The following is a 15,579-nucleotide window of genomic DNA, read 5'->3' on the forward strand; positions in this document are numbered from 1 at the left end:
GCCTACTGCGTGTATCTACAACGGTGCTGCGGTAAATCTTCAGAAGTTGCCTTGTACCCAGCTCTTGAAGCGATCGAGCAAGGCGACTTTCGGTTCTTCATTGCTGTAGCTGTCGCGGCTGCTGATGCCCGAGAACGAAATCCCGTCGGACTGCTTCTGCAGGCCGTACATCAACAGGCCAACGCCCGTGGAATAAATCGGGTTGCGCACCACATCGTCCAGGCCCTTGACGCCGTGAGGCACGCCCAGGCGGACCGGCATGTGGAAGATCTCTTCGGCCAGTTCGACCGCGCCTTCCATTTTCGAGGTACCGCCGGTCAGCACGATGCCGGCCGGGATAAGGTCTTCGTAGCCGCTGCGGCGCAGTTCGGCCTGGATCAGCGTGAACAGTTCGTCGTAACGCGGCTCGACCACTTCGGCCAGAGCCTGGCGGGACAGCTCGCGCGGTGGACGGTCGCCAACGCTTGGCACCTTGATGGTTTCACCGGCACCGGCCAGTTTGGCCAGGGCGCAGGCGTAGCGAATCTTGATTTCTTCGGCGTACTGGGTCGGGGTGCGCAACGCCATGGCGATGTCGTTGGTCACCTGATCGCCCGCAATCGGGATCACAGCGGTGTGACGGATCGCGCCTTCGGTGAAGATCGCGATGTCGGTGGTGCCGCCGCCGATGTCGACCAGGCATACGCCCAGCTCTTTCTCGTCGTCGGTCAGGACCGAATAGGCCGAAGCCAGTTGCTCGAGAATGATGTCGTCGATTTCCAGGCCGCAGCGACGCACGCATTTTTCAATGTTTTGTGCAGCGTTGACGGCGCAAGTCACCACATGAACTTTGGCTTCCAGACGCACGCCCGACATGCCCAGCGGCTCACGGACGCCTTCCTGGTTATCGATCACGTAATCCTGCGGCAAGGTGTGCAGCACGCGCTGGTCAGCCGGGATCGCCACGGCCTGGGCAGCATCGAGGACGCGCTCAAGGTCGGCGGAGCTGACTTCGCGATCACGAATCGCCACGATGCCGTGGGAGTTCAGGCTGCGGATGTGATTGCCCGCCACGCCGACGAACGCCGAGTGGATCCGGCAACCGGCCATCAGCTGCGCTTCTTCGATCGCGCGCTGGATCGATTGCACGGTGGACTCGATGTTCACCACCACGCCTTTCTTCAGGCCACGGGACGGATGAGTGCCGATCCCGACGATTTCCAGCGTGCCGTCGTCCGAGACCTCGCCGACCAGCGCCACCACCTTGGAGGTGCCGATATCGAGACCGACGATCATTTTGCCGCTTTGCACGTTTGCCATGGGTCCTGCCTCTTCTTAATTCTTCGCGACAGCGGGTTGGGCTGTCGTGGGCGCTACAGGTTCCCGCCAGCCAACAGCGAGGCCGTTGGCGTAGCGCAGATCGATGCGCGCAATGTTCGTAATCTGTTCTTTAAGCGTCTTGTCGTAGATGGCAATGAAGCGGCGCATCTTTTCCACCAGCTTGCCGCGTCCCAGCAGCAGTTCGATCCCCGGGCCCGCACTGCCGGCTCCGGTGGTCAGGAACCAGCTGCCTCGTTCACGCAATTCCAGGCGTGCAATCGAGAAGCCCAACGGCCTGAGCATCTGGCTCAGCACCTGGTATTGCTGCATTACCTGCTGTTGAGCCCGTTGTGGGCCGAACAGCTGTGGCAAGTGTTCGTAGTTCGCCAGCTCACGCGGGGTGAACGCCTGACCCTGGTTGTTCAACAGCGATTCATCGCCCCAACGTGCCACCGGCAGTTGTTCTTCCAGGCGGATCACCACTTGATCCGGCCACACCCTGCGCACTTCGGCGTGGGCAATCCATGGCATCGTTTCAAGCTCGGTGCGCATGCTCGCAAGGTCGATGGTGAAGAAGCTCGACGCCACGTACGGGGCGATCCGCTGCTGCACCGCTTGCTGGCTGATGTAACTCAAGTCGCCCTGCACCGCGATTTTGCTGATCGGCCGGTCGGCGTACGGCAGCAAACGCTGCGCGCCTTCGTAAGTGCCGAACCCCAGCGCCACCAACAGCACCGGCCAGAACAGGCTTTTCAGAAAACCAAAATTGGCTTTCGGCAGGCGCGCAGACATCGGCTCTTTAGCCACCATTCGGCTGGCACCCCGAGGCACCGGCTTGCGGCCGGGTGCTGGAGGGGGCTGATGTCTCAGCTGTGCGCCTTGCATGGTCTTACCCTCGTGGCTCAATACTTGCGGCCAGAATCGCCAGAACCAGTTGCTGGAAATCCAGACCGGCAGCACGCGCTGCCATCGGCACCAGGCTGTGATCGGTCATGCCCGGTGCGGTGTTGACTTCGAGGAACCAGAACTGCCCGTCGGCGTCCTGCATCACGTCTGCCCTGCCCCAACCGGCGATACCCAGCGCCTCACAGGCTTTCGCCGTGAGGTCCATCAGTTCTTTTTCTTTGTTGCTGTCCAGGCCACACGGGATCCGGTACTGGGTATCGGAAGCCACGTACTTGGCGTCGTAGTCGTAGAAGCTGTGCGTCGTGCCCAGGGCAATTGGAGGCAACACCTGGTCACGCAGGGTGGCGATGGTGAACTCCGGACCTTGAATCCATTGCTCGACCAACACTTGCGAATCGTAGGTACTGGCCGCTTTCCACGCATCGATCAACTCCGACGCGGAGGTCACTTTGGCCATCCCGATACTTGAACCTTCATGGGCCGGTTTGACGATCAAAGGGAAGCCCAGTTCCGTCGCCGCGGAAATACAATCGGCCTCGGAGCTCAATACGGCATGGCGTGGCGTCGGAATACCGAGGCTGTGCCAGACCTGTTTGGTGCGCAGCTTGTCCATGGCCAGGGCCGAGGCCAGAATGCCGCTGCCGGTGTACGGAATACCCAGGCATTCCAACAGGCCCTGCATGCTGCCGTCTTCACCGCCACGGCCGTGGAGAATGATGAAGGCGCGATCGATTTTTTCGTTCAGCAAACGCTGCAGAAGGTCATCGCCCACGTCGAGGCCGAACGCATCCACACCGGCGCTCAGCAGTGCGTCGAGTACAGCGTTGCCCGACTTCAGGGACACTTCACGCTCGGCACTCTTGCCGCCGAACAGCACGGCGACGCGGCCGAAGTCTTTCGGCGCGATCGTGGAGACGAGGTTGGCGTATGCAGCAGTCATTTCAACTTCCCCGCAGTCGGCGCGGCAACAGCTCCCGCGAATAGTGGACTGGCCAACAGTTTCGGGGCGAGGCCACCGATATCACCGGCGCCCTGGCACAGCAGGATGTCGCCGGCACGCAGCAGCGGCTTGACCAGCGGCGCTAGGTCGACACCGCGCTCGATGTAGATCGGGTCGAGCTGACCGCGCTGGCGAATGCTGTTGCACAGCTTGCGGCTGTCGGCGCCCGGGATCGGCTCTTCACCGGCCGGGTAGACTTCCATCAGCAGCAAGACGTTGGCATCGGCCAGTACATTGACGAAATCGTCGTACAGGTCGCGGGTGCGGCTGTAACGGTGCGGCTGGTAAACCATCACCAGACGGCGCTCCGGCCAGCCACCGCGTACGGCCTGGATCACGGCCGCGACTTCGGTCGGGTGGTGACCGTAGTCGTCGACCAGCATCACGTTGCCGCCGTCTACCGGCAGTTCGCCGTAGACCTGGAAGCGTCGGCCGACACCCTGGAAGCCGGACAGGCCCTGGACGATGGCTTCATCGCTGACGCCTTCGTCGGTGGCGATGCAGATGGTCGCCAGGGCGTTCAATACGTTGTGGTTGCCCGGCATGTTCACCGAGACATCCAACGGCTCGCGATCCGGGCGCAGCACCGTGAAGAAGGTTTGCATGCCTTGCTGGCGCACATTGATGGCGCGTACGTCGCAGTCATCGCCGAAGCCATAAGTGACCGTCGGGCGTTTCACCAGTGGCAGGATTTCACGCACCACCGGATCGTCCAGGCACACCACCGCCAGACCGTAGAACGGCAGGTTGTGGAGGAACTCGACGAAGGTTTTCTTCAGTTTGTTGAAGTCACCGTCGTAGGTCGCCATGTGGTCGGCGTCGATGTTGGTGACCACGGCCACCAGCGGCTGCAGGTGCAGGAAACTGGCATCGCTTTCGTCGGCTTCGGCGATCAGGTAGCGGCTGGTGCCGAGCTGGGCATTGGTGCCCGCAGCATTCAGACGACCACCGATGACGAACGTCGGGTCCAGGCCACCGGCCGCGAACACCGAAGCGATCAGGCTGGTGGTGGTGGTTTTGCCGTGCGTACCGGCAACGGCGATGCCGTGGCGATAGCGCATCAGTTCCGCGAGCATTTCGGCTCGCGGCACCACAGGGATACGGCGTTCCAGAGCAGACGCGACTTCCGGGTTGGAGGTGTTCACGGCGCTCGATACCACCAGCACGTCAGCGGCAGAGGCGTTTTCGGCACGGTGGCCGATGAAAATGTGCGCGCCAAAGGACTCGAGACGCTCGGTCACCGGCGACGCTTTCAGGTCGGAACCGGACACTTCATAGCCCAGGTTCAGCAACACTTCGGCGATGCCGCACATGCCCACGCCGCCGATGCCGACGAAGTGGATGCGACGGATGCGGCGCATTTCCGGTTGCGGCATGGCTTTCTGTTTCTCAACCATGGGCCACCTCCAGACAGGTATCGACCACGTTACGGGTTGCATCGGGTTTGGCCAGGCGGCGTGCCGCGGTGGCCATGTCGTTGAGTCGTTGTGGTTGCATCAGGACCTCTGTCAGGCGCGCGGCAAGATCCGCTGCGCCAGTCGTTCTTTGCGGCATCAGGAAGGCAGCGCCTTCACGGGCCAAATAATCGGCGTTGCGGGTCTGGTGATCGTCGATCGCGTGGGGCAACGGCACCAGCATCGAGGGCAGACCGGCGGCAGCCAGTTCACTGATGGTCAACGCGCCTGCGCGGCACACCACCAGGTCGGCCCAGCCATAGGCTTGGGCCATGTCTTTGATGAAAGGCTGCACTTGCGCCTCGACGCCAGCCGCGCGATAGCGCTCTGCAGTCACTTCATCGTGGTTTTTGCCGGCCTGATGAAACACTTCCGGGCGCAGGTCGGGGGCGACTTGCGACAGGGCTTCAGGCAGCAACTTGTTCAACGGCTCTGCGCCCAGGCTTCCGCCCAGGATCAGCAAACGCGCCTTGCGACCCGCCAGGGCGGGACGCTGTGTTTCGAGGAACAGCTCGGTGCGCACCGGGTTACCGGTGGTCCGACGGCTGTCCGACAGGGTAAAGGTGTCGGGGAACGCTTCACAGACTCGGGCGGCCAACGGCACCAGCAACCGATTGGCGGTACCGGCCACGGCGTTCTGCTCATGAACGATCACCGGCACACCGGCCAGTTTGGCGGCAACGCCACCAGGACCGGTCACATAACCACCGAAGCCGACCACACACACCGGCTGCAGCTGACGAATGATCGCCCGCGCCTGCCAGACCGACTTGAGTACCATGAACGGAGCCTTGAGCAGGGACAACTTGCCCTTGCCGCGCAAACCGGTGGCATTGATCCGGTGCAGCTCGATACCGGCCATCGGCACCAGGTCGTTCTCGATGCCGCGTGGCGTTCCGAGCCAGTGCACGGTGTAACCGCGGGCCTGGAATTCGCGGGCGCACGCCAGCGCCGGGAACACATGGCCACCGGTGCCGCCCGCCATGATCAAGACGTTAGCGCCCATGGGTCGGCTCCTCGGCGAAGTCGCTCTCATGGAACTCCATCTCTTCGCTGCCCAGGTGGGTTCGACTCTCCCACTCGATGCGCAATAACAAGCCGAGACAGGCACCGCAAATCACCAGCGAACTGCCGCCATAACTGAGGAACGGCAGGGTCAGGCCTTTGGTCGGCAGCAGGCCGACGTTCACCCCGATGTTGATCAGGAACTGGCCGATCCACAGGAACGACAGGCCGTACGCAATGTAGGCGGCGAAGAACTGCTTGGCCTTCTCAGCCCAATAACCGATGTACATGCCACGCACACAGACGAAGACGAACAGCGCTACGGTGCACAAGGAACCCACGGCGCCCAGCTCTTCGGCCAGCACCGAGAACACGAAGTCGGTGTGGGCTTCCGGCAGGTAGAACTGTTTCTGCACGCTGTTGCCCAGGCCAACGCCCAGCCATTCGCCGCGACCGAATGCGATCAATGCTTGCGACAACTGGTAGCCGGCACCGAACTGGTCGGCCCACGGATCGGCAAAGTTGGTCAGACGCGCCATTCGATACGGCTGCACTTGAATCAACAGCACCACCGCCCCGACCGCGAGGACCACCATTAAGGAAAACCGGAACAGCCCGACCCCGCCGAGGAATAGCATCGCCGCTGCCGCGCCCATCATGACAACGGTGGCACCGAAATCCGGCTCCATCAGCAACAGACCGGCCATGGGCAGCAGAACGATGAACGGCTTGAAGAAGCCCATCCAGCTTTCGCGCACTTCTTTCTGGCGACGTACCAGATAACCGGCGAGGTAGATCACCACGAACACCTTGGCGATCTCGGACGGCTGGACGTTGAAGAAACTGAAGCCGATCCAGCGCATCGAACCGTTCACTTCACGGCCGATCCCCGGGATGATCACCATCACCAGCAAACCGAATGCACCCAGCAGCATCAGCCAGCCCAAGCGTTGCCAGGTGGCGATCGGAATCATCATGGTGATGACGCAGGCGCCCAGGCCCAGCACGATGTAGATCAGGTGGCGAATCATGTAGTACAGGGCACTGCCCGACTGCACGGCCGCCACTTCGGTCGAGGCCGAGGCAATCATCACCAGCCCGAGACCGATCAAGGCCAGGCAACCGGCGAGCATCGGGAAGTCGAGGTCGATCCCGCGCCCAGTGATGATCGGCGACGGGTATGGCTTGATGATATTGAGCAGGCTCATGCCAGTTCCTCCACAGCGCGGACGAACTGATGGCCACGGTCTTCGTAATTCTTGAACATGTCGAAACTGGCGCAGGCAGGCGACAACAGCACGGCGTCGCCTGGCTCGGCGACGGCGCGGCACTGTGCGACCGCTTCCTCCAGTGAACTGACGCGAATCAGCGGCACGGCATCGCCGATGGCCTGACCGATCAGGTCACTGTCACGGCCCATCAACACCACGGCGCGGCAGTTGACCGCCACCGGGTCACGCAAATCCTTGAACTCGGCACCCTTGCCATCGCCACCGGCGATCAGCACGAGTTTGCCGTCGATGTCCGCGCCCAGCCCTTCGATGGCGGCCAGTGCGGCGCCGACGTTGGTGGCTTTGGAATCGTTGTAATAGCTCACGCCACCCAGGTCACGAACCCATTGGCAGCGATGCTCGAGGCCAGCGAAGGTGCGCAAGCTCGAGAGCATGGCGTCGAACGGCAGACCGACGGCGTGGCCCAGGGCCAAGGCCGCCAGGGCGTTGGACTGGTTGTGGGCGCCACGAATCTTCAACTCGCGCACCGGCATCAGGTTCTGGAATTCGAAGGCCAGGTACTTCTCGCCGTCTTCTTCGCGGATCCCGAAGGCCTTGAAATCGGGTTTGCTCAAACCGAAAGTCCAGCACGGCTGGCCCTCGCCCATCAGCGGACGGCTCAGGGCGTCCTGACGGTTGACCACAAACTGTTTGGCGCCACGGAAGATCCGGTGCTTGGCCAGGTGATAGGCCGGCAGACCGCTGTAGCGGTCCATGTGGTCTTCGCTGACATTAAGCACGGTCGCCACTTCGGCGTTGAGTTGATCGGTGGTTTCGAGCTGGAAGCTCGACAGTTCCATCACGTACAACTCGACGTCGTCGTCGAGCAGATCCAGCGCCGGCGTACCGAGGTTGCCACCGACAGCGACACGCTTGCCCGCCGCCACTGCCATCTCGCCAACCAGGGTGGTGACGGTGCTTTTCGCGTTGGAACCGCTGATGGCGACAATCGGCGCCTTCGCGTTACGCGCGAACAGCTCGATGTCGCCGGACAATTTCACGCCACGGGCGGCGGCAGCCTGCAGGGCCGGGGTCGCCAGCGCCAGGCCGGGGCTCACGTAGAGCTCGTCGGCACGGCACAGGAATTCGACGTCCAGCTCGCCACAACGCACTTCCACGTGCGGATAGTCACGCTTGAGCGTGGCCAGTTCCGGTGGATTTTCCCGCGTATCAGCCACAGCAAACGACGTGCCCCGGTTCGCCAGGAAGCGAACCAGGGACATGCCGCTCTTGCCGAGGCCGACAATGATGCGGAAGTGGTCAGAAGCGATCAGAGACACTCGTTCTACCTCAGCTTCAGGGTGGCAAGGCCGACCAGTACGAGAATCACGGTGATGATCCAGAAACGGACGATCACGCGTGGTTCAGGCCAGCCCTTGAGTTCAAAGTGGTGGTGAATCGGCGCCATGCGGAATACGCGGCGACCGGTCAGCTTGAAAGAAGCAACCTGGATAACGACAGACAGGGTTTCCATCACGAACACGCCGCCCATGATGAACAGGACGATTTCCTGGCGGACGATCACCGCGATCGTGCCAAGCGCTGCGCCCAGCGCCAGTGCGCCGACGTCGCCCATGAAGACTTGCGCCGGATAGGTGTTGAACCAGAGGAAACCGAGGCCCGCACCGATCAAGGCACCGCAGAACACGATCAACTCACCGGCACCCGGCACGTAAGGAATCAGCAGGTATTCAGCGAATTTCACGTTACCGGACAGGTAGCAGAAGATCCCCAGGCCGCCGCCGACCATCACCGTCGGCATGATCGCCAGACCGTCGAGGCCATCGGTCAGGTTGACCGCATTGCTCGAGCCGACAATCACGAAATAGGTCAGAACGACAAAGCCTATGCCCAGCGGAATGCTGTAGTCCTTGAGCATCGGCAGGATCAGGGTGGTTTCTACCGGCGTCGCAGCGGTCATATAAAGGAAGATCGCCGCGCCGAGGCCGAACACCGACTGCCAGAAATACTTCCAGCGGCTCGGCAGGCCTTTAGAGTTTTTCTCGATCACCTTGCGATAGTCGTCGACCCAACCGATAGCACCGAACAGCAACGTCACCAGCAACACGGTCCAGACATAACGGTTGCTCAGGTCAGCCCAAAGCAAGGTGCTGACACCGATAGACGACAGAATCAGTGCGCCGCCCATGGTCGGGGTGCCCGATTTTGAAAGGTGCGATTGTGGACCGTCATTGCGAACGGATTGACCGATCTGACGGTTCTGCAACGTGCGGATCATCCACGGGCCATAGCACAGCGACAAAACCAGCGCGGTCAGCACACCGAGGATCCCGCGCAGGGTCAGGTACTGAAAGACCGCGAAGCCTTTGTAGAACTGTTGTAGGTACTCCGCTAACAGCAGCAGCATTAATGTTTCTCCAGGCTGGACCCGCACAAAGCGGCGACGATGTTTTCCATCGCAGCGCTGCGCGAGCCCTTGATCAAAATGGTGGTGTTGGTGTCTTGCTCGGCGCCCAAGGCCTTGATCAGCTCAGCCTGAGTGCTGAAGTGAAAGGCCTGGGGACCGAAAGCGTTCACGGCGTGAGCCATCAGTGGCCCGACAGCGTAAAGCGCGGAAACCTTGCCGCGGGCGTACTCGCCCACATCGCGGTGCCCCTGCTCCGCCCAATCGCCCAATTCGCCGATATCTCCGAGCACCAGAACGGTGCGGCCGGAAAAGCCGGCGAGTATATCAACGGCGGCGCACATGGAGGTGGGGTTCGCGTTGTAGGTGTCATCGATCACGCGTATGCCATTAGTGGCCAGTTGCGCGACGGTACGACCCTTGACCGGTTGCACCGCGCCGAGACCGGTAGCGATGCCGAACAGCGACACGCCCAGAGCATACGCGGCAGCGGCGGCGGCCATGGCATTGGCGACGTTATGGGTGCCGAGCAGGTTCAGTTGAACGCGCTCCACACCTTCAGGACTGTGCAGGTTGAAGGCAGGGCAACCACGCGCATCGCGATCCAGCTCGCTGGCGTAGAAGTCGGCGCTTGGATTGTTCAGGGCGAAAGTCAGCACTTTGCGACCGCCCGCACGAGCCTTCCAAATACCGAACGCTTTGTCGTCAAGATTGAGCACGGCGACGCCATCGGCATCCAGCCCTTCAATGATCTCGCCCTTGGCTTCAACGATTTTTTCCGGCCCGCCGAACTCGCCGACGTGAGCGGTCCCGGCATTGTTGAGCACGGCCACGTGCGGCTTGGTCATGCCCACGGTGTAGGCAATTTCGCCGAGACGCGAAGCACCGAGCTCGATCACGGCGGAGGTATGTTCCGGCGAGAGTTCGAGCAGGGTCAGCGGCACGCCGAGGTCGTTGTTCAGGTTGCCACGGGTCGCCAGTACCGGACCGCGGGTGCGCAGGATGCTCGCGAGCATTTCCTTGACCGTGGTTTTACCGCTGGAACCGGTGATCGCCGCCACTGGTTGAGTGAACGCGGCACGGTTCATAGCGCCCAGTTGACCCAACGCCTGACGAGTGTCCTTGACCAGCAATTGCGGCAATGCGCTGTCGGCGACTTCGCGCTCGACCAGTGCAGCGACCGCGCCTTTGCTGGCGACATCGTTCAAATAGTCATGACCATCGAAACGCGGGCCGGTCAGGGCAATAAACAGCTGACCCGGTTTGATCGCGCGGCTGTCGATGCTGACGCCATCGAATGTGGCATCGCCCGCGATCAATCGTGCATTCAGTGCGCCGGTCAGTTCGCTCAGTTTCAAGGCTTTAAGCATGAGCCACCTCCCACGCGGTCAAGGCATGATCAGCCTCGACCAGATCGGAGAAAGCGTGACGCTCGCCGTTGATTTCCTGATAGTCCTCGTGACCTTTACCGGCCAGGACAATCACGTCATCCGCCGAGGCGCTGGCGATCAACTGGGCAATCGCCTGACCACGGCCGGCGACAAAGGTGACTTTATCCACAGCGGTAAAACCAGCGCGAATGTCATCAAAAATCAGCGAAGGATCTTCGGTGCGCGGGTTGTCATCGGTGACCAGCACACCGTCGGCCAGACGCTCTACCACTTCGGCCATCAGCGGACGCTTGCCGCGATCGCGATCACCGCCGCAACCGAACAGGCACAGCAAACGGCCTTTGGCGTGTGGACGCAGAGCCATCAAGACTTTTTCCAGCGCATCCGGCGTGTGGGCGTAATCGACCACCACCAGCGGCTGGGTGCCGCCGCCGAGACGCTGCATGCGACCGGCCGGACCTTCGAGTTTCGGCAGGACCTTGAGGATTTCGTCCAGCGCGTAGTCCAGGCCGAGCAAGGCGCCGACTGCGGCCAGCACGTTGCTCAGGTTGAAGCGACCGAGCAAGGTGCTGCGCAAATGATGCTCGCCCTGGGGCGTGACCAGCGTGGCGCGCACGCCTTCGTCGTCGAACTGCGCTTCACGGCAATAGAGGTAGGCGCTGGCATCTTCCAGGCTATAGGTGATCAGGCGCGACTCACGTTTGTCCGCAGCCAGTTGGCGGCCGAACTCGTCGTCGAGGTTGATCACCCGGCACTTCAAATCGTTCCAGGCAAACAGCTTGGCCTTGGCTTCGCCGTAGGCTTGCATGGTGCCGTGGTAATCGAGGTGATCGCGGGACAGGTTGGTCATCACCGCCACGTCGAACGCCAACGCCGTCACGCGACCTTGATCCAGGCCGTGGGAAGACACTTCCATGGCGACGGCTTTGGCACCGGCCTTTTTAAGGTCAGCCAAGGTCGCTTGTACGGCGATCGGGTTCGGCGTGGTGTGCAGGCCGCTTTCCAGCGCGCCGTAGAAACCGGTGCCCAGGGTGCCGACGATGCCGCAATGCTGTCCGAGCAAGTCCAGGGCCTGCGCAACCAACTGCGTGACGCTGGTTTTGCCATTGGTGCCGGTTACGCCAACCAAGTTCAGGTGCCGGCTCGGGTCGCCATAAAAGCGACCGGCGATGTCCGACAGTTGCGCCGCCAGGCCTTTGACCGGAATCAGCGGCACGTCGGTGATCGGCAATACGGTAGCGCCTTCGACTTCATAAGCCACCGCAGCAGCACCGCGCTGCAAGGCGTCGGCGATGTGCGCGCGCCCGTCGAACTTGCCGCCAGGAACGGCAAGAAACAGATCGCCAGCCCGCACGTTGCGGCTGTCCAGGGTCAGTTCGCGGATCAACAGATCGCGGCCAGCGTGGGCGAAAATTTTATTCAGACTAAGAGACATCAGCCGCGCCCTCCATTGGCTTTCAGTGGAACGACCGGTGTGGCGTTAGCGGTTTGCGTCGGCGGCAGGTTGTCCGGGGTGATGTTCATCAGGCGCAACGTCCCGGACATCACCTTGCTGAACACCGGCGCCGAGACCAGACCACCGAAGTAACCGGCCTTGGTCGGTTCATCGATCACCACCACGATCGCGTAACGCGGATCGCTCATCGGGCCGAAACCGGCGAACAGCGAGCGGTAGGAATTCTCGGCGTAGCCTTTGGTGCCGACCGACGTCTTACGCGCCGTACCCGACTTGCCAGCCACGTGATACGCCGGCACCTGCGCACGGAACACACCGCGCGGGGCTTCGATCACCTGGGTCAGCATGGTCTGCATGGTTTTCGCGACGGCTTCGGGCAGCACTTGCGTGGTTTGCGCCGGCTTGTCGGTCTTGATCAGGGTCAGCGGCGCGAGTCGACCATTGTTGGCCAGGGCCGAGAAGGCGTGGACCAACTGGATCGCGGTGACGGAAATACCGTAGCCGTAGGACAACGTTGCGGTTTCAGCCTTGCGCCATTCGCGGTAGTTCGGCAGGTTGCCGACGCGCTCGCCCGGGAAGCCGAGGCCGGTGTCCTGGCCGAGGCCGACTTTCTGCGCGAGGCGGAAGATGGTTTCGCCGCCGATATCGAACGCGACCTTACTCATGCCGACGTTACTGGAATTGATCAGGATGCCGGTCAGGTCAAGCACCGGGCCTTCGGACTTGGAGACGTCCTTGATGGTGTATTTACCAATCTGCAAAGTGCCCGGGTACACCTCGACGGTGTCGCTCGGCTTCCAACGCCCGGTTTCGATCGCGGCACTCATGGAAATGGCTTTCATGGTCGAACCCGGCTCGAACACGTCGATCATGGCGCGGTTGCGCATCATCGCCGGTTGCAGGTGGCGACGGTTGTTCGGGTTGTAGGTCGGCTGGTTGACCATGGCGAGGATCTCGCCGGTCTTCACGTCCATGATCACCAGGCTGCCGGCCTTGGCGCCGTTCTCAATGATCGCGTTACGCAACTCGCGGTTGGCCAGGTATTGCAGACGCAGGTCAATGGACAACGCCAAGGGCTTGCCGGCCTTGGCGTTTTTGGTGACCTGGACATCCTTGATAAGTCGGCCACGCCGATCCTTGATGACCTGCCGCTTGCCAGGGACCCCGGCCAGCCATTCGTCGTAGGCCAGTTCGACCCCTTCACGACCATGGTCATCGATGTCGGTAAAACCGACCATGTGCGCGGTGACTTCACCGGCCGGATAGAAGCGCCGGAATTCTTCGATGCCGTAGACACCCGGCACTTTCAGATCGAGTACAGATTGGCCCTGCTCGGGGGTGAGCCCGCGCACGAGGTAGATGAATTCTTTGTTGGCCTGGGCTTCGAGGCGCTCGGCCAGGGCTTTAGGGTCTTGGCCCAGAGCCGCCGCCAGTGCTGGCCACTTCTCTTTGGCCAGCTGCATTTCCTTGGCGTTCGCCCACAGCGTGGTGACCGGCGTACTCACGGCCAAAGGCTCGCCGTTACGGTCGGTGATCAGACCACGGTGAGCCGGAATCGGAATGTGACGAACGCTGCGCGCATCGCCCTGGCTTTTAAGGAAGGCGCGGTCGACGACTTGCAGATCGATGATCCGCCAGCATATAGCCGCAACCATGACCCCGAGCAAGCCCAGCACCAGGCGGAAACGCCATGGAAACAGTGCGCCCTCGAGTTTCATCATGGCGCCACCATCTGCACTTCAGCGGCGCCGGGAATGCGCATCTTCAGTTGCTCGGTGGCCAGCACTTCGATACGGCTGTGGGCAGTCCAGGTGCTCTGCTCGAGAATCAACCGGCCCCACTCCGCCTGCGCCTTGTCGCGCACACTCAACTCGGCGTACAGCGAGTTCAGCAACTGCCGGTTCCAGTGGGCGCTGTACGACACGCCAATGGCCGACACGAGCACGCCAATAAACAGCAGCAGCATGAAAAAGCTTCCGCCGGGAAGAGGCTTGGCGAAAAGCTTGCTCACCGCAGCTTCTCCGCGACGCGCATGACGGCGCTGCGCGAACGTGGGTTGGCTTTGAGTTCGGCCTCGGAGGCGGACTGCGCTTTGCCATGAATTTTGATGATCGGTTCGAAAGCGACGTGACGGACCGGCAGGTTGCGCGGCAGGTTGTCGGCTTCGCCTTTTACCAGTTTGCGCATGAACAGTTTGACGATGCGGTCTTCCAGCGAGTGGAAGCTGATGACGACCAGGCGGCCACCGATTTCCAGGCAGTCCAGTGCAGCTTCGAGGCCGGCTTCCAGATCACCCAGTTCGTTGTTGACGTGAATACGCAGGCCCTGGAACGCACGGGTGGCGGGGTTCTTGCCCTTTTCCCATGCGGGGTTGGCGACTTTCAAGACTTCAGCCAGGTCGGCTGTGCGCTCGAACGGCTTGATGTCTCGGCGCTCGGCCACGGCACGGGCCATGCGGCCAGAGAAACGCTCTTCGCCGTATTCCTTGAATACCCGGGCGATTTCTTCCACCGGTGCGGTGTTGACGAATTCGGCAGCGCTGATTCCGCGGGACGGGTCCATGCGCATGTCCAGCGGGCCATCATTGAGGAAACTGAAGCCGCGCTCAGGGTCGTCGAGCTGCGGCGAAGACACGCCTAGGTCGAGCAAAACGCCGCTGACCTTGCCGTGCAGACCGCGTTCGGCCACTTCCGAACCGAGCTCGGCAAAGCTGCGTTGCACAACGACAAAGCGGCCGTCTTCGGCCGCTAGCGTTTGCCCGGTGGCAATCGCTTGAGGATCTTTGTCGAATCCGAGGACCCGACCATCGGGGCCCAGCTGGCGGAGGATCAACCGACTGTGCCCGCCGCGCCCGAACGTGCCGTCCAGATAGCAGCCATCAGGACGTACGGCGAGAGCCTCCACGGCTTCGTCGAGCAGTACGGTGATGTGGTTAAAGCCGCTATCAATAGTCACAGGATCAAATCACGCAGTTCATCAGGCATGGCGCCCGGTTGTTGAATAGCAGCCAGGTCAGCGGCAGAAACCGCATCCCAGGCATCCTCGTCCCACAATTGGAACTTGTTCAGTTGGCCTACCAACATCGCGCGCTTATCCAACTTGGCATATTCACGAAGACGCGGTGGAACCAGAAAACGACCACTGCCATCGAGCTCGAGGTCGACGGCATTACCAATCAGTAAACGTTGCAGGCGGCGGTTCTCTTCGCGAAGCGAAGGCAGTGCGCGCAGTTTGGTTTCGATAATTTCCCACTCATCGAGGGGGTAAACACACAAACACGGATCAACGGCATCAATTGTGACGATCAACTGACCGGAACTACGCGAAACGAGCTCGTCACGGTACCGGCTCGGCATAGCGAGACGGCCCTTTGCGTCGAGACTGATAGCGTTAGCTCCGCGAAACACGTCAGCGTTTCTCCAAATATTAGCG

14 protein-coding genes are annotated in these 15,579 nt (G+C 61.6%); all 14 read right to left on the bottom strand.

The annotated features are described in order from the left end of the window. Nucleotides 1–39: 39 nt before the first annotated feature. Genes ftsA through mraZ form a run of 14 tightly spaced genes read right to left on the bottom strand, consistent with a single transcriptional unit; the run spans nt 40 to nt 15,554 of the window. Nucleotides 40–1,299, bottom strand: coding sequence for a cell division protein FtsA (ftsA, locus tag DJ564_RS27135; protein WP_033061341.1), 1,260 nt, complete (start codon nt 1,297–1,299; stop codon nt 40–42). A gap of 15 nt (nt 1,300–1,314) precedes the next feature. After that, nucleotides 1,315–2,184 (bottom strand): cell division protein FtsQ/DivIB, encoded by an 870-nt coding sequence (locus DJ564_RS27140; protein ID WP_109634700.1) that lies wholly within the window; start codon nt 2,182–2,184, stop codon nt 1,315–1,317. 4 nt (nt 2,185–2,188) lie between these two features. Continuing rightward, nucleotides 2,189–3,145 (bottom strand): D-alanine--D-alanine ligase, encoded by a 957-nt coding sequence (locus DJ564_RS27145; RefSeq protein ID WP_095130490.1) that lies wholly within the window; start codon nt 3,143–3,145, stop codon nt 2,189–2,191. Beyond that, complete coding sequence (murC, locus tag DJ564_RS27150; protein WP_109634701.1) at nt 3,142–4,602, bottom strand: UDP-N-acetylmuramate--L-alanine ligase; 1,461 nt, start codon at nt 4,600–4,602, stop codon at nt 3,142–3,144. The genes DJ564_RS27145 and murC overlap by 4 nt, the downstream gene beginning before the upstream one ends. Beyond that, nucleotides 4,595–5,665, bottom strand: coding sequence for an undecaprenyldiphospho-muramoylpentapeptide beta-N-acetylglucosaminyltransferase (gene murG, locus DJ564_RS27155; protein WP_109634703.1), 1,071 nt, complete (start codon nt 5,663–5,665; stop codon nt 4,595–4,597). The genes murC and murG overlap by 8 nt, the downstream gene beginning before the upstream one ends. Next, nucleotides 5,655–6,872, bottom strand: a complete 1,218-nt coding sequence (ftsW, locus tag DJ564_RS27160) for a putative lipid II flippase FtsW (RefSeq protein WP_109634705.1) — start codon at nt 6,870–6,872, stop codon at nt 5,655–5,657. Before ftsW ends, murG begins: the two co-directional genes overlap by 11 nt. Further along, nucleotides 6,869–8,215 carry a UDP-N-acetylmuramoyl-L-alanine--D-glutamate ligase gene (gene murD, locus DJ564_RS27165; RefSeq protein ID WP_109634706.1) on the bottom strand — a complete coding sequence of 449 codons (1,347 nt, stop codon included), beginning with the start codon at nt 8,213–8,215 and terminating at the stop codon, nt 6,869–6,871. The genes ftsW and murD overlap by 4 nt, the downstream gene beginning before the upstream one ends. A gap of 5 nt (nt 8,216–8,220) precedes the next feature. After that, nucleotides 8,221–9,303 (bottom strand): phospho-N-acetylmuramoyl-pentapeptide-transferase, encoded by a 1,083-nt coding sequence (gene mraY, locus DJ564_RS27170; RefSeq protein WP_109634708.1) that lies wholly within the window; start codon nt 9,301–9,303, stop codon nt 8,221–8,223. Next, nucleotides 9,303–10,670, bottom strand: a complete 1,368-nt coding sequence (gene murF, locus DJ564_RS27175; RefSeq protein WP_109634711.1) for a UDP-N-acetylmuramoyl-tripeptide--D-alanyl-D-alanine ligase — start codon at nt 10,668–10,670, stop codon at nt 9,303–9,305. The genes mraY and murF overlap by 1 nt, the downstream gene beginning before the upstream one ends. Then, nucleotides 10,663–12,126, bottom strand: coding sequence for a UDP-N-acetylmuramoyl-L-alanyl-D-glutamate--2,6-diaminopimelate ligase (locus DJ564_RS27180; protein WP_109634712.1), 1,464 nt, complete (start codon nt 12,124–12,126; stop codon nt 10,663–10,665). The genes murF and DJ564_RS27180 overlap by 8 nt, the downstream gene beginning before the upstream one ends. Further along, nucleotides 12,126–13,865 carry a penicillin-binding protein 2 gene (locus tag DJ564_RS27185; RefSeq protein WP_178082359.1) on the bottom strand — a complete coding sequence of 580 codons (1,740 nt, stop codon included), beginning with the start codon at nt 13,863–13,865 and terminating at the stop codon, nt 12,126–12,128. Before DJ564_RS27185 ends, DJ564_RS27180 begins: the two co-directional genes overlap by 1 nt. Further along, nucleotides 13,865–14,158: a cell division protein FtsL gene (ftsL, locus tag DJ564_RS27190; RefSeq protein WP_010458132.1), complete on the bottom strand. Its 294-nt coding sequence runs from the start codon at nt 14,156–14,158 to the stop codon at nt 13,865–13,867. Before ftsL ends, DJ564_RS27185 begins: the two co-directional genes overlap by 1 nt. Continuing rightward, on the bottom strand, nt 14,155–15,102 hold the full coding sequence (gene rsmH, locus DJ564_RS27195; RefSeq protein WP_162556246.1) for a 16S rRNA (cytosine(1402)-N(4))-methyltransferase RsmH: 948 nt from the start codon (nt 15,100–15,102) through the stop codon (nt 14,155–14,157). Before rsmH ends, ftsL begins: the two co-directional genes overlap by 4 nt. Beyond that, on the bottom strand, nt 15,099–15,554 hold the full coding sequence (mraZ, locus tag DJ564_RS27200; protein ID WP_008147486.1) for a division/cell wall cluster transcriptional repressor MraZ: 456 nt from the start codon (nt 15,552–15,554) through the stop codon (nt 15,099–15,101). Before mraZ ends, rsmH begins: the two co-directional genes overlap by 4 nt. Nucleotides 15,555–15,579: the final 25 nt, after the last annotated feature.

Origin of the sequence: Pseudomonas sp. 31-12 (genome assembly GCF_003151075.1) — a bacterium.
GTDB lineage: Bacteria > Pseudomonadota > Gammaproteobacteria > Pseudomonadales > Pseudomonadaceae > Aquipseudomonas.

Excerpts from the sequence above, each read along its gene's own strand:
- murG (WP_109634703.1), bottom strand. The coding sequence starts at position 5,665 with ATGGGCGCTAACGTCTTGATCATGGCGGGCGGCACCGGTGGCCATGTG.
- DJ564_RS27185 (WP_178082359.1), bottom strand. The coding sequence starts at position 13,865 with ATGAAACTCGAGGGCGCACTGTTTCCATGGCGTTTCCGCCTGGTGCTG.
- ftsW (WP_109634705.1), bottom strand. The coding sequence starts at position 6,872 with ATGAGCCTGCTCAATATCATCAAGCCATACCCGTCGCCGATCATCACT.
- DJ564_RS27145 (WP_095130490.1), bottom strand. The coding sequence starts at position 3,145 with ATGACTGCTGCATACGCCAACCTCGTCTCCACGATCGCGCCGAAAGAC.
- DJ564_RS27180 (WP_109634712.1), bottom strand. The coding sequence starts at position 12,126 with ATGTCTCTTAGTCTGAATAAAATTTTCGCCCACGCTGGCCGCGATCTG.
- murF (WP_109634711.1), bottom strand. The coding sequence starts at position 10,670 with ATGCTTAAAGCCTTGAAACTGAGCGAACTGACCGGCGCACTGAATGCA.
- mraY (WP_109634708.1), bottom strand. The coding sequence starts at position 9,303 with ATGCTGCTGCTGTTAGCGGAGTACCTACAACAGTTCTACAAAGGCTTC.
- murC (WP_109634701.1), bottom strand. The coding sequence starts at position 4,602 with ATGGTTGAGAAACAGAAAGCCATGCCGCAACCGGAAATGCGCCGCATC.
- DJ564_RS27140 (WP_109634700.1), bottom strand. The coding sequence starts at position 2,184 with ATGCAAGGCGCACAGCTGAGACATCAGCCCCCTCCAGCACCCGGCCGC.
- ftsA (WP_033061341.1), bottom strand. The coding sequence starts at position 1,299 with ATGGCAAACGTGCAAAGCGGCAAAATGATCGTCGGTCTCGATATCGGC.